This is a genomic window from Sorangium sp. So ce726, assembly GCF_051521405.1.
GTDB lineage: Bacteria > Myxococcota_A > Polyangia > Polyangiales > Polyangiaceae > Sorangium.
In genome coordinates this window covers 12,834,407-12,847,088 of sequence record NZ_CP150349.1, presented here as the reverse complement: position 1 = coordinate 12,847,088, position 12,682 = coordinate 12,834,407, and the positions used below count along the sequence as shown (strand labels likewise).

Below are 12,682 nucleotides of genomic sequence, written 5' to 3'. Positions count from 1 at the left end.
CTCATCCGTCGAAGGTGAGCTCTTTCTGGAGGTGCCGCTCTATCCGCTCCAGCACCTGGCGCGCCACGCGCCGGAGCCGCCGGGGGTAGACGACGACGAGGGGCGGGCTCGGCAGCGGGAGCCTGGGCAGGAGCCGGATCAAGCGCCCCTCCTGGACCCGGCGCGCGACCAGCCAGCGCGGGAGCACGCTCACGCCGAGCCCCGCCTCCACGGCCCTGAGGTTCGTCTCGATGTCGTCGGTCGTGAGCCTGACGGCGAGCCCGAGCTTCTCGAGCTCGCGCACCCCGCCGCTCGCCACGACCCGCACCGCGGCGAGCTCCGACATGGATGTCGGCGCCGGCTTGCCCGCGAACAGGCCGGCGCTCCCGACGAGCCACTGGGGCGAGGTCCCCACCGTTCGCTCGATGAACGACGGCTCGCTGCGGACGCCGACGCGAAGCGCGAAATCGAACGCGCCTGCCACGAGGTCGACCCGCTGATCGGTGAGCGCGGCGTCCACGACGAGCCCCGGCGACTCGTGCATGATCCGCACGAGCTCCGGCAAGAGGAGGCGGCGGCCGAGCGCCCCAGGCGCCGAGAGCTTCACGCGGCCCGCGAGGTCCCCGAAGCCGGAGGCGGCGCGGAGCTCCGCGTCCTCCAGCGCGCGCACGTGCTCCTCGATCTGCTCGTAGTACGCGCGCCCCTCCAGGGTCAGCGCGACGCGCCGGGTGGTGCGCTCGAACAGCCGGAGACCCAGCCGCGACTCCAGATCGGCTATCCCGCGGCTCGCTGCCGATTGCGTCATGGAGAGCTCGCGCGCCGCCCGGGAGAAGCTGCCGCTGTCCGCCACCTTGCAGAACACGCGCAGCGCGAGGAATCGATCCATGGCTCAATTTATGCTGAATTGAAATAACTGTAAGCCGTATTCTATCGCTACCGGCATGAGCGGGCGCTGACCATCCTGCGTGCATGCTTGTACGCCACACGTTCGATGGGCCGAGGCGGGGCCGTCTGCTCCGCCTCCTCGCATTCTTGAGCGCGCTGCTGCCGCCTCTGGGCGTCCGCGCAGCCGAGGCCGCGGGGGCATCCCCGCCGGAGGTCGCGCCCCGCGGCGCCGATTCCGCGGCTCCGGGGCCCGCGGAGGCTCGCGTCGTCCTTGGATCACGCCTCGTGGGCAGGGACACGGGCGGCGGCCTGGAGCTCGACGGCCGCGTGCGCCTCGCGGGTGGGGCGCAGCTCGGAGCCGCTGCGTCCTTCTGGGCCCTCGAGCGAGCGTACATGGGGGGACAAACGGTGAAAGGCGCGAGCGGCGCCTCGGGCGCTGCGGTCTTCCTGATGCCGCTCGTGACGCACGGCCCGCTCGAGCTCGATCTGCGCCTCAAGACGGGGTTCCTGGCGCTTCGGGATATCGGAGGGGAGGACGGGAAAGGCATCGACGGGGGAGGCGGCGACGCGCCCGCGTCGGCGCTCCGGCACATCGACGAGCTATCGATGGTCGCGCACGTCGCGCTCGGCGAGGCGTGGCTGCTCCGCGCCGGGGCCACCGTCGGCTTCGAGCTGGAGCTCGATCCGACCACGGAGCTGGCCGACCTGGCGCAGGTCCTGACGGCGGGCGCCGGCTACGCCGTGTCCGAGCACGTTCTCCTCACCCTCAACGCGAGCGCTGGAGGCAGCTTTGGGTTCAACGGCGACAACGGCAAGTTCCTGCTCGAAGGCTCCTTCGGAGCGCGCTTCGCTTTCGGACAAGGAGGCTCACGTGTCGCTCACTGACCGCCGCGGCCACGGCCTTCACCTCATCATGCTCGCCTCGAGCTCGTTCCTCGCGCTCCTGCTCGGGGCCGCGCGGGCCAACGCGCAGGCTCCGGACGCCGGGTCCGGGAGCGTCGAGCGCGCCGGCGCGGGCGCCTTTGATGCCGGACCGCCCGGGGCCGCGGACGCGCGCCGGCCCGCGCCGGACGTCCCGGTAGGCGGCTTCGTCGACCTCGAGTGGCGCGTGATGGGCCTGGGAGGACACGTGTCGCACGGGCCGGCGTTCGCCGCCGGCGTGACCTTCGCCAACGGCCTTGTGCGCCTCGGCCTGGGTGGGCTCGGGCGGCCGGGGCCCATGAATCCGGCCACCTTCGAGGTCGCTCTTCCCGGAGGGCAGACCTACAAGGGGCAACGCACGCTCGAGCTCAAGTCCGATGGATCCATGCTGGGCGCGCACGTCGGGCTCTCGTTCCGGCTGCCCTTCGCGGAAGCGCTGGCGGTCCAGATCCCGATCACGGTCGGGTACGGCGGGTTCGGCTTCTACTTGCAAGGGAACGATCGCAAGACGCCCGACGGACGCCGCGTGAGCGCGTGGGAGGACGAGCTCTTCGCGGGCAAGGACTCCTTCCTCGGCCTCGTCGTCGATGCGGGGCTGCGCCTCGGGTACCAGCCGGACGACGCGCCGTGGTTCAGGCCCTACGTGGGCGCGAGCTTCACGGCCGTCCCCGGCTTCGACACGGTGGTGCGAGACAATTACCTCGGGTTCAGCGGAGTCCTCGGCGTGGAGCTCGGCCACGGCATCTGATCAGGCGTCTTCGCCGGGATCGTCGGCCGGTCAACGCGCGAGCGCGCTCGATGAACGCGCTCTCGGGTATTCCGTTGGCACCCGACCTGACTCCCACTTCTGTGCGACAGACCGGCTCGCCATGCTCTTTCGGGAGCTCAGGAGCTCCGCACCGGCTCCGCGAGCCAGCGAACCAGCGCCTCGCTGTCGAGATCGAGCAAGGCATCCTCGACCTGGCCCGGACCGCTCGCGCGGGCTCGCTCGAGGATCGAGCGCTCTTCTTCCGCCGTCGGCCGTCGACCGATCCGCCGCGCGAAGAGGCGACCGAGCAGCTCCGCGATCGCCTTCTCCTCCCCGCGCTGCTCGGCCTCGGTGATCAGCTCCCCGATGATCGGTGTGCGCCGGAGCAGCCCCTCTTCCTTGTCCTCCACCATGTTGACGAGCTCCTTCATCAGATTATGCCCCCAGGGATCGATGGCCGCCATCACCAGCAGCGCCGTGTACAGCTCGGCCCGCTCCGCAGCCGTCGCCGCCCCGGCGTGGATCTCCGCGACGACGTCCTGCAGCGCCGCCGCGGTCGCGTTCCGTGCGAGGGGGGTGAACACCAGCCAGAGCACGCTGCCGCGCGCCTGTAGCTCGCCGATCGTGTGCTGGTAGACGGCATCGATCCTGAAGTGCACGCCGCTGAACGGCCGCCCCGGCCAGGCGGTAGAGCGCTCGCCGGTCGCGGGCAGGCGCCGTCTTCTGCCCGAGAGGACGACGACGACGCTCTCGATCGGCGGCACTGACTCGCCGGGGGCTTCAAGCCGGAGCGCGGTGAACAGGAAACCGAGGTATTCGAAGACGCGATCCGGTACGTCGTCACGGAGCGCGAAACAGAATTCGATGTGCAGCACCCGCGGCTCGCCGTCGATCCGCAAGCGCAGAGCCTTGTCGACGCGGCGCTCGATGTTCGTGACCTGGCTGTCCACCCAGCCCAGGACCTCGGTGCGATGGCCCTCGGGGACGAAGGCTCGCGCCAGGTCCCCGGGGCGCCTCCGGGCGAGGTGGCGCAACGTGATGTCCGCGTCTCCCATGCGTGGCGTTCCTGGCAGATCGCATGCCAGGTAGGAGGAGGCCGGAATCACGGGCTCCACGCATGAGGGATGCGCGTCAGGCGGGTGGCGGCGCCATGGCGGGCTGCGCTCAGGGGTCGAACCGGTAGGTGGTCTCGCCGGCGGACGCCCGCGCCGCGAACTCTCGACAGAAGCCGTTCAGCGCCGGATAGAGCTCGGTCGGCAGGACGCGCCGGAACTCCAGATGCGTGACGAGGCAGAACAGCGCGACCTCCAGATAACTCAGTTCCCGGTCCGACGGGAGCGCGGCGAGCGCTTGACTCGCGTTGTCCTCCAGCCATGACATGGTGTTGAGCAGGCTCTTTCGCTGCTTCGCCTCGTGCGCGCTGCCGTCGCCGGCCCCGGCGGCGCCGGCCATGATCAGCGCGACCTCCGTCGCCATCGCATGAACGACGAGCTCCTGGGCGTTCGCGAGAAGGGGCTGGTCAAGGTCCTCCGGCCATACCGTGCGTACCGCGCGCTTCGACTGCCGTGACAGCTCGCGGCAGATGGTGAGCGCGCCGAACCACACGCCTTGGCGCGTCCGGAGCGCCGGCAGCTTGAGCGCGGGGTTGCCCCCGTAGTCCGCCGCGTTGGACGACATGAGGTCCCGCACGACCTCGAGCGAATAGTCGACCCCCATCTCCGCGGCGAAGATCCGCGTGACACGCGTGAAGTGCGAGCTGGAACGGCCGACGATCACGGGCTTGATGAGCTCTCCTGGAGCATCTGACATGCTTGCTTCTCCGATCCGGGAACCGTTCTGTGTCGGTGCGGGCCCGGCGCGTGGAGCGCCTTGAGCTCCAACCCAGCCTCGTCGCGCCGCTCCCACGCATCGTGGATAGGTAGCGTACCCGACGCCGGACCCGCGCTGTCAAGCGTCCCAGGCAGCATCCCAGTCGGTCACCCGAGTCCCCGGATCCACGATTTCCACGCGCTCATCTGCTCTATGGAACGCGCATCCTCGCAGCACCCTCGCCGGCCTCCGGCCCATCCGGAGGCGGCAGCGCGGCCGTCAGCGCCTCGATCCGGGGGAGCTCGCGCCGCAAACGAGCGCGCTGAAAATCCGCATCGAACGGCCCCTTGAACCATAACACCAGCACGTAAATCCCTCCGAACGACTCGGCGAGGTACGAGTCCTCGGGAGGTGCGGCGAGGCGAGCCACGCGGAGCCGGCCGCCGCGCCGCAAGGGTGGACCCGACCGAGCGGCCATCTCCCGCTCGGCAAAGCGCGCGGCGAGCGGGAGCACCGTGGGCGCGACCGGCCAGGCACACCAGATGTTGTTCGACTCATCGATCACGGCAGCGGCAGCGGCGCCGGCGCGGGCCACCAGATCGCTCAAGGTGTCTCGCAGCGCCTTCCACTCGGGGATGTCCTCGCTGAGGGGCATGCATCCCAGTGTAGGTCGTTCGCGAGAGCAGGCAGGCTCATCCTTCGGCCCTCCAGCCCGGCCAGGCCAGGCGAGCGACGACCCCGCGGCGGCGCCCCTGTCACACTCTCGCCCGCTGGACCGATGGCCCGGGCATGAGAGCCGCCGCCCCGACCGCCCTCGCCCTCCTCGCCCTCGCCTGCACCCCCTCCCCGCGCGATCCGGCCCCGGCGCCGCCGCCCAGCCCCCCTGCCGCGGCGGAGGCGCCGCCGCCGCCCACCTGCGCCCGGCGCGCGGCGAGCCCCGCGCCCGCGCCCCTCGACGCGACCCACGCCGGCTCCGGCGTCGCCCTCGCGGACCTCGGCGGGCGCACCCTCGCCTTCGTCGCCGACGAGGACGACGCTGCCCTCCACACCGTCGATATCGACTCCCGCGCCGCGCTCGCACGCACCCCGCTCGCGGGCCGGCCCGCCCAGGTGATCGTGCTGGGCGACGGCCGCGTCGTGGCCTCGCTGCGCGACCGCGCCCTGCTCGAGGTGCTGGAGCCGGTCGGCCCCGCCGCCCCGCTCGAGCGAAGGTGTCTGGTGCCCGTGGCGAGCGAGCCGGTGGGCCTCGCCATGACGCCGGACCGCGCCACGCTGCTCGTCGCGAGCCGGTGGGGCCACGCGCTCACCAGCCTCGCGACCGCCGACCTCCGGCGCACCGGCGAGCTCCCGCTCGCGCGGGATCCCAGCGCGGTCGTCGCGTCGAGCGACGGCCGGCGCGCGTTCGTCTCCCACGCGGTCGGCGGCCGCATCAGCGTCGTGACGCTCGACGAAGGCGGCGCGCCGGCCGGCGCGCGGGAGCTGTCGACCGACGGGGTGGAGCGGCGCGCCCCGAGATTGATGTCGAAGCTCGCCAAGCCTTTCCCCCGCAGCTCGAGCGGGCCCTCGCGGAAAGTGCCCTTCGATCTGGAAGACGGGACCCCGTTCCAGATGCACCGCCCGACGGTGAACGTGGATCGCCGCGGCTCTCAGGGCTTCGCGCTGGTGCGCGCGGCGAGCGGCGCGGTCTTCGCGCCCATCGCGCTCGTCGATCCGGGGCCGGCGACGGGCGCCGGCGGTTATGGCAGCGCGCTCGTCCACACCGCGATCGAGCACATCGCGGTGGTCGACGCGATGGGTGAACACGCGGACGTCCCGCCGGTCTCGGCCCACCTCGGGCTCCGCGGCTGCCGGCTCCCGCGCGCGGCGGCGATCGAGCCCGGGGACGAGGTCCTGCTCGTCGCGTGCCTCGGCCACGACGAGGTGATCGCCTACGACGCCCGCGCCCAGATCCCCGGCAAGCCGCCGCGGACCGGATCGGTGCGGGATCGCGAGCTCTTCCGCGCCCGCGTGGGCGCCGGCCCCACCGCCATCGCCGTCGACGGCGCGCGCCGGCGCGCCGTGGTCTTCTCCCGGTTCGACGGCGCGCTGACGATCCTGCCCGCCGCGCGCGCTCCGGGGCCGACCGCGATCCGCGCCAACGGCAAGGAGCTCGCGGGCGAGCTGCCGGTCATCGCCCTGCCCCGCGCGTCGCGCCTCGACGAGCAGCGCGCGGAGGGCCAGCGGCTCTTCCACGCGGCCGGCGGCCGTCGCATCGCGTTCGACGGCCGCGCCTGCGCCAGCTGCCACCCCGACGGCCGCGACGACGCGCTCACCTGGTCGACGCCGGAGGGCCCGCGCCAGACGCCGATGCTCATGGGGCGGCTCGACGGCACCGCGCCGTACGGCTGGGAGGGCGGCAAGAAGGACCTGGAGAGCCACTTCGCCCGCACCATGTCCCGCCTCGCGGGCACCGGCCTGAATGCGAAGGAGCGCGACGCCATCTTCGCGTACCTCCGCGGCATGGAGCCGCCCGCCGAGGCGGCGGTCCTCACGGCCGAGGAGCGCGCGGCTTCTGCGGTGCCGGCCGGCGCCGCTCAAGCGGCGGCAGCGGAGACGATAGCCGCAGCGGCCGGCGCCCGCGCGGCCCTCGCCGCGCGCGGCGAGGAGCTCTTCCACGCCCGCGAGGCGGGCTGCTCGAGCTGCCATGTCGGCGACGAGCTGACCACCGACGGCGCGCGGCACGACGTGCGGAGCGCGACGCGCTTCGAGACGGAGCGCTCCTTCGAGACGCCCTCGCTGCGCTTCATCGGCCGGTCCGCGCCGTACTACCACGATGGCCGCTACCCGACGCTGCTCGCGCTGGTCGAGGGGGTGGACGGATCCATGGGCCACACAGCCCACCTGTCGGCCGGGGATCGGCGCGCCCTGGTCGCTTACCTGGAGTCGCTCTGAGGGAGGCGCGACCGACCGTGTACAGCTCGGCCCGCTCCGACGTCGTCACCGCTCCCGCGTGGATCTCTTCGACAACCTCCCAGCGCCGCCTCCATTGCGTTCCGCGCCAGTGGGGCGAACTCTGATAGCCGCGCGGCCGGCGCCCAGCGCGGGCCGCGCGGCCCCCCTCAGGCCGTGAACCCGCCGTCGATGGTGATCGTCGCTCCGGTGATGAAGCGCCCGCCTTCGCCGGCAAGGTGAGCGACCGTGGCGGCGATGTCGTCGGTGCTGCCGTAATGACCGAGCGCGAGCATGCTCCGCTGCATATCCGCACCAGCGCCGTTGGCCGGGTTCATGTCGGTGTCGATCGGGCCGGGCTGGATGAGGTTGGCGGTGATGCCGCGCGGCCCGAGATCGCGGGCGAGGCCCTTCGTGAGGCCGACCAGCGCGGACTTGCTCATGGAGTACAGCGTGATTCCCGGCCCCGGCACCCGGTCGGCGAGGCAGCTGCCGATGCTGACGATGCGCCCGCCAGCGCCCATGTGCCGCGCCGCGGCCTGCGAGGCGAGGAAGACGCCCCGCACATGGATCCCCAGCGTCTTGTCCAGGTCCGCCAGCGTCACGGCATCGATTGGCGCCATGATGGCGACACCGGCGTTGTTGACGAGGATGTCCAGCCTGCCGAACTCGGCCACCGTCCGCTCGACCGCGGCGACGATCGCAGCCGGATCCGCTGTGTCCGCCGCGATCGCCATCCCCCGCCGACCCGCCGCCTCGACGTCGGCGATCACCGTGCGACCTTTGTCCGCGGCGCTCACGTACGTCAGCGCCACGTCCGCCCCGCCCCGCGCCAGCCGCTTGACGATCCCCGCGCCAATCCCGCGGCTGCCCCCGGTCACCAGCGCCACCTTGCCTGCAAACTCCGCCATCGTTACCTCTTTTCTGTACAGATCGATACAGAATATATACTCTCTCCTGTGACCGGTGGTCAATCGGTTTTTTATCGATCGTCACAGAAATACAGAAAGGTCTCGATGATGGTCGGACGGGGTCGCCCTCGCAGCTTCGATCGGGACGCCGCCTTGCGGCGGGCGATGGAGGTGTTCTGGGAGCGAGGCTACGAGGGCACCTCGCTCAGCGATCTCACGGCCGCGATGGGCATCAACTCGCCGAGCCTCTACGCCGCGTTCGGCTGCAAGGAGGCGCTGTTTCGCGAGGCGGTGGCGCTCTACAACGAGGTCGAGGGCGCGGCGACGAACCGGGCCATGTGCGACGAGCCGACGGCGCGCGGAGCGGTCGAGGCGATGCTGCGCAACAACGTGGAGGGGTACGTGACCCCGGGCAAGCCGAGCGGCTGCATGGTCGTGCTCGCCGCGACGCTCGGCACGCCGGAGAACGAGCGCGTGCGCGACTACCTTGCCGGGTGCCGGCGGGCGGCGCTCGACGCGCTCCGGCGCCGGCTGGATCGCGGTGTGGTCGAGGGCGACGTGCCGGTGGGCACCGACACGGCGACGCTCGCCGCCTTCTACACCACCGTGCTCCAGGGCCTCTCCCTCCAGGCCCGCGACGGCGCCTCGCGCGAGGCGCTCCAGGCGATCGTCGGCTGCGCGATGGCAGCATGGGAGACGCTGGCGAGGCCGCGCGCCGCGGTCTGAGCGCGCGAGGCGACCCCACGTTTTACGTGGCTTCGTTCATCGGACGCATGACGATCTGCACGATGCGCGAGCGGTCCCGCGGCAGCGCGGCGAGCACCACGGCCTCGGCCACGTCCTCCGGCGTGGAGAAGCCCCGCATGCGCTCCGAGCCGGCGGTGCGCCCGTCGCCGAGGGCGAAGTGGGTCTCGACGCCGCCCGGACAGACGGCGCTCACCTTGATGTTGTCCTGCCAGAACTCGCGATCGAGCGCCTGGGTCAGGCCCATCTGCGCGAACTTGGAGGCGCAGTAGATGGCCTCGCTCGGATAGCCCTGCAGGCCGGCGACGCTGGCGACGTTGATGATGTGGCCGCCGCCCTGGCGGCGCATGTGGGGGATGACCTCGCGGCAGAACAGCCATGTCCCCTTCACGTTCGTCGCCATGATGCGGTCGTAGTCGTCCTCCGACCACTCGAGGAAGGGCCGGTATCCGCCGATGCCCGCGTTGTTGACGAGGATGTCGACCCTCCCGAGCTGGCGGACGGCCTCCTCCACGCACGCGGCGACCGACGCGGCGCGGGTGACGTCGGCCTCGATCATCAGCCCGCGGCCGCCCGCCGCGCGGATCTCCCCCTCGAGCGCTGACAGATCGGCCGCGGTGCGCGCCACGCCGACCACGACGGCCCCCTCCCGGCTCAGCGCGAGCGCGCTGGCCTTCCCGATTCCCCTGCTCGCCCCGGTGATGAGCGCGATCTTGTCCTTCAGCCGCACGGTGTCCCCCTCTCTCTCCGCCGCGCGCAGAGGAACGGAGCGCCGCCCCCCGCGCCGGCGGAGGCACGCTATCACGGGCGCGGCTCGCCGGCGCGAAGCCGGTGCCCGGCCTCAGGCGGAGCGCCGGGCTCAAGCCAGGCTGCGTTTCAGTGGCGGCGGTCGTGGCCCTCGCGCTCCCCGGCGGGCTGCCGGGAAGCCCGGCCGGGCTGGAGGGGTGATATAGGACCTGCCATGACCACGCCCGCGGTCCCATCGAAGCTGCCGTCGACCGGCGTCAGCATCTTCACGGTGATGACGCGGCTCGCGAACGAGCACGGCGCCATCAACCTGTCGCAGGGCTTCCCGGATTTCGACTGCGCGCCGGAGCTGGTGGAGGCCGTCGCCCGCCACATGCGCGCCGGCCACAACCAGTATGCCCCCATGCCCGGCGCGCTGGCCCTGCGCGAGGCGCTGGCGATGAAGATCGAGCGGCTCTATGGCCGCCGCTACGATCCGGCGACCGAGATCACGATCACCTCGGGCGCCACCGAGGGCATCTTCAGCACGATCACGGCGTTCGTCCGGCCCGGGGACGAGGTCATCCTGTTCCAGCCTTGCTACGACTCGTACGCGCCGGCGGTGCTGCTGAACGGCGGCACGCCCGTGTTCGTCACGCTCCGCTTTCCGGACTACCGCGTCGACTGGGACGAGGTGCGGCGCGCGATCACGCCGCGCACGCGGCTCCTGCTCATCAACTCACCGCACAACCCGACCGGAACGGCGCTGTCGGCCGACGACATGCGGGAGCTCGCCCGCGTCGTGGACGGGCGGGACGTCATCGTCGTCGGCGACGAGGTCTACGAGCACATCCTCTTCGACGGGCGCCGGCACGAGAGCCTCGCGCGGTATCCGGAGCTCTCGGATCGCTCCGTCGTCATCAGCTCCTTCGGCAAGACGTACCACACGACCGGCTGGAAGGTGGGCTATTGCGCGGCGCCGCAGGCGCTCTCGGCCGAGATCCAGCGGGTGCACCAGTTCGTGACGTTCGCGGTGAACGGCGCCGTCCAGCACGCGTATGCCGAGGTCGTGACGCGCGACCCGCTCGCCGCCGATCTCGCGCCCTTCTACCAGGCGAAGCGGGATCTCTTCCTGCGGCTCATCGAGGGCTCGCGGTTCCGCCCGCTGCCGTGCGAGGGCACGTATTTCCAGCTGCTCGACACCTCCGCGATCACGGCCGAGCGAGACGCCGACTTCGCGCGGAGCCTCCTCCGCGAGCACGGCGTCGCCTCGATCCCGATCTCCCCGTTCCTCTCCGGCGTGGAGCCCGGGCCCGTCCTGCGGTTCTGCTTCGCCAAGCGGGACGAGACGCTGGAGCGCGCGGCCGAGAGGCTGCGCCGGGTCTGAGGGCCCGCCGCGGCGGACCTCCGGGGCGCCGCCTTCTGTCCACCCGGCTTCATTGACCACCAAGCGAACTCAATGCCTCGCAGCCACAGAGGAACGACCTCATGAATGCAGAGAAGAACGACGCACATCAGGCCGGCGAGCTCCTCGCCGAGGCCGAGCGGATCTCGGCGATCCTCGCCGAACACGCGGCCCGGCACGACCGGGATGCCACCTTCCCGATCGAGGGGCTGGCCGCCACGATCCGCTCGCCGATCAACACAGCGCTGCTCGGCGGGGCCGCCGGCGACGACGCCGCCCGCGCGCCCTGCTCGTGGCTCACCTTCGGCCGCATCGTCGCCGTCCTCGCGCGGGGCGACGCGTCGTTCGCCACGGCGTGGCTCATGCACCAGGGCGCCATGTCGGTGTACCGCGCCCTGGTTGACCCCGGCGAGCGGTCCCGCTTCGAGCAGGCGATCCGCCGCGGCGCGTGGGTCGGCAACGCGCTCTCCGAACCCACCAGCGGCAACATGTTCCTCGTGCCGCGCCAGGTGGCCCAGAAGGCCGAGGGCGGCTATCGCCTGACCGGTGAGAAGCGCTTCGTCACCGGGTGCGAGCACGCGGACTTCTTCTTCACGGCGGCGGTCTGCGACGGCCAGCCCGCCTTTTTCCTCATCGAGAGGGACGACTCGATCGCCATCGAGCCCGTCTGGGACACGCTCGGCATGCGGGCCACGCGCAGCCAGATCGTCCGCTTTCAGGGCACGCCCCTGCCCGAGTCGCGGCGGCTCGCGGTCGATCCCACGGCGCCCAACCCCATCCCCAACGGCCTCGGCTGGCTCTCCGTGGGCATCGCCGAGGCCGCCATGGCCGCGGCCGTGGCCTACGCCAAGGAGCGGGTCCTGCCGCCGAGCGACCGGCCCATCGCCGAGCTGCAATGGGTGCAGTTCGCCGTCGCCGACATGAGCCTGCGCCTCGAGGCCGCGCGCGCCCTCGCCATGCGCACCGCCGCCGCCCTGGACGCGGGCGATCCGGGCTACGGCCTCCTGCAGCTGCAATCCAAGGTGGTGGCCAACGAGGCCGCGGTGGCCATCGCCACCTCGGCCCTGGAGATCGCCGGCGGCGCCGGGTACATGCGCACCCGCCCCATCGAGCGCCACCTGCGCGACGCGATGAGCGGCCCCATCATGGCCCTGTCGGGCCCCGCGATCCGCGACATCGTGGGCAAGGCCCTGCTCGGCGTCACCTGACGCCGCGCGCGGCCATCCCGCGCCGCGCGGACCCGCGGGGCGTCAGAGCGCGTCAGCCGAGCAGCTGCCGGATCCGATCGAGCAGATCCGGAAAGCCGATCCCCTTCGAGAACACCGCGTCCGGCGGGGGCGCGTCGCCGAGGGCCTCCTCGCCGCTGCCGCTGATCAGCACCGCCTTCGCGCGCGGCAGGCGCGCCCGCAGCACCGCCACGAGATCGGTGCCGTGGCCGTCGCCGAGGTTCTGATCGAGCAGCGCCAGGTCATACCGCGCGCCCTCCGCCGCGATCTTCTGCCCGGCCTCGGCGAACGAGCCGGCTTCCTCCACCTGGAAGCCCTCGTCCTCCAGGAGCGTCGCGAGCACGAACCGGGACGACGCGTCGTCGTCGACGAGGAGCACGGTCACGCTCACGCCGCCCTC

13 protein-coding genes are annotated in these 12,682 nt (G+C 72.1%); 6 read left to right on the top strand and 7 right to left on the bottom strand.

Translation table 11 applies throughout. From position 1 onward, the window contains the following. Position 1: 1 nt before the first annotated feature. Entirely contained in the window at positions 2-865 is an 864-nt protein-coding gene (locus WME79_RS47845; protein WP_437529373.1) for a LysR family transcriptional regulator, read from the bottom strand. A 284-nt stretch (positions 866-1,149) separates the two neighbouring features. Between WME79_RS47845 and WME79_RS47840 the strand changes: the two genes are divergently transcribed. Then, the gene (locus WME79_RS47840) at positions 1,150-1,749 is read left to right on the top strand and encodes a hypothetical protein (RefSeq protein ID WP_437529370.1); all 600 of its coding nucleotides are present in this window, start codon (positions 1,150-1,152) and stop codon (positions 1,747-1,749) included. Further along, positions 1,736-2,533, top strand: a complete 798-nt coding sequence (locus WME79_RS47835) for a hypothetical protein (protein WP_437529368.1) — start codon at positions 1,736-1,738, stop codon at positions 2,531-2,533. The genes WME79_RS47840 and WME79_RS47835 overlap by 14 nt, the downstream gene beginning before the upstream one ends. Before the next feature lie 137 nt (positions 2,534-2,670). Here the strand turns inward: WME79_RS47835 and WME79_RS47830 are convergent, their stop codons facing one another. From WME79_RS47830 to WME79_RS47820, 3 genes are all read right to left on the bottom strand, one after another. Further along, positions 2,671-3,588, bottom strand: coding sequence for a hypothetical protein (locus tag WME79_RS47830; RefSeq protein ID WP_437529366.1), 918 nt, complete (start codon positions 3,586-3,588; stop codon positions 2,671-2,673). A 109-nt stretch (positions 3,589-3,697) separates the two neighbouring features. Next, positions 3,698-4,342: a glutathione S-transferase N-terminal domain-containing protein gene (locus WME79_RS47825; protein WP_437529363.1), complete on the bottom strand. Its 645-nt coding sequence runs from the start codon at positions 4,340-4,342 to the stop codon at positions 3,698-3,700. A gap of 211 nt (positions 4,343-4,553) precedes the next feature. Continuing rightward, positions 4,554-4,997, bottom strand: coding sequence for a hypothetical protein (locus WME79_RS47820; RefSeq protein WP_437529360.1), 444 nt, complete (start codon positions 4,995-4,997; stop codon positions 4,554-4,556). A gap of 134 nt (positions 4,998-5,131) precedes the next feature. On the opposite strand from WME79_RS47820, the gene WME79_RS47815 reads away from it, so the two are divergent. After that, positions 5,132-7,273, top strand: a complete 2,142-nt coding sequence (locus WME79_RS47815; RefSeq protein ID WP_437529358.1) for a cytochrome C peroxidase — start codon at positions 5,132-5,134, stop codon at positions 7,271-7,273. 167 nt (positions 7,274-7,440) lie between these two features. Here the strand turns inward: WME79_RS47815 and WME79_RS47810 are convergent, their stop codons facing one another. Next, the gene (locus WME79_RS47810; protein WP_437529355.1) at positions 7,441-8,181 is read right to left on the bottom strand and encodes an SDR family NAD(P)-dependent oxidoreductase; all 741 of its coding nucleotides are present in this window, start codon (positions 8,179-8,181) and stop codon (positions 7,441-7,443) included. Between the two features lie 108 nt (positions 8,182-8,289). Between WME79_RS47810 and WME79_RS47805 the strand changes: the two genes are divergently transcribed. Continuing rightward, a complete protein-coding gene (locus tag WME79_RS47805) occupies positions 8,290-8,907 on the top strand; it encodes a TetR/AcrR family transcriptional regulator (RefSeq protein ID WP_437540084.1) in 618 nt (205 codons plus the stop codon). 22 nt (positions 8,908-8,929) lie between these two features. Here the strand turns inward: WME79_RS47805 and WME79_RS47800 are convergent, their stop codons facing one another. Further along, on the bottom strand, positions 8,930-9,655 hold the full coding sequence (locus tag WME79_RS47800) for an SDR family oxidoreductase (protein WP_437529352.1): 726 nt from the start codon (positions 9,653-9,655) through the stop codon (positions 8,930-8,932). A 231-nt stretch (positions 9,656-9,886) separates the two neighbouring features. On the opposite strand from WME79_RS47800, the gene WME79_RS47795 reads away from it, so the two are divergent. Then, positions 9,887-11,038 (top strand): methionine aminotransferase, encoded by a 1,152-nt coding sequence (locus WME79_RS47795; RefSeq protein WP_437529349.1) that lies wholly within the window; start codon positions 9,887-9,889, stop codon positions 11,036-11,038. Positions 11,039-11,139: 101 nt separating this feature from the next. Beyond that, positions 11,140-12,264 carry an acyl-CoA dehydrogenase family protein gene (locus WME79_RS47790; protein ID WP_437529346.1) on the top strand — a complete coding sequence of 375 codons (1,125 nt, stop codon included), beginning with the start codon at positions 11,140-11,142 and terminating at the stop codon, positions 12,262-12,264. A 52-nt stretch (positions 12,265-12,316) separates the two neighbouring features. On the opposite strand, the gene WME79_RS47785 is transcribed toward WME79_RS47790, so the two are convergent. Next, entirely contained in the window at positions 12,317-12,673 is a 357-nt protein-coding gene (locus WME79_RS47785; protein ID WP_437529343.1) for a response regulator, read from the bottom strand. Positions 12,674-12,682: the final 9 nt, after the last annotated feature.

Excerpts from the sequence above, each read along its gene's own strand:
- WME79_RS47845 (WP_437529373.1), bottom strand. The coding sequence starts at position 865 with ATGGATCGATTCCTCGCGCTGCGCGTGTTCTGCAAGGTGGCGGACAGC.
- WME79_RS47830 (WP_437529366.1), bottom strand. The coding sequence starts at position 3,588 with ATGGGAGACGCGGACATCACGTTGCGCCACCTCGCCCGGAGGCGCCCC.
- WME79_RS47825 (WP_437529363.1), bottom strand. The coding sequence starts at position 4,342 with ATGTCAGATGCTCCAGGAGAGCTCATCAAGCCCGTGATCGTCGGCCGT.
- WME79_RS47820 (WP_437529360.1), bottom strand. The coding sequence starts at position 4,997 with ATGCCCCTCAGCGAGGACATCCCCGAGTGGAAGGCGCTGCGAGACACC.
- WME79_RS47815 (WP_437529358.1), top strand. The coding sequence starts at position 5,132 with ATGAGAGCCGCCGCCCCGACCGCCCTCGCCCTCCTCGCCCTCGCCTGC.
- WME79_RS47810 (WP_437529355.1), bottom strand. The coding sequence starts at position 8,181 with ATGGCGGAGTTTGCAGGCAAGGTGGCGCTGGTGACCGGGGGCAGCCGC.
- WME79_RS47805 (WP_437540084.1), top strand. The coding sequence starts at position 8,290 with ATGGTCGGACGGGGTCGCCCTCGCAGCTTCGATCGGGACGCCGCCTTG.
- WME79_RS47795 (WP_437529349.1), top strand. The coding sequence starts at position 9,887 with ATGACCACGCCCGCGGTCCCATCGAAGCTGCCGTCGACCGGCGTCAGC.
- WME79_RS47790 (WP_437529346.1), top strand. The coding sequence starts at position 11,140 with ATGAATGCAGAGAAGAACGACGCACATCAGGCCGGCGAGCTCCTCGCC.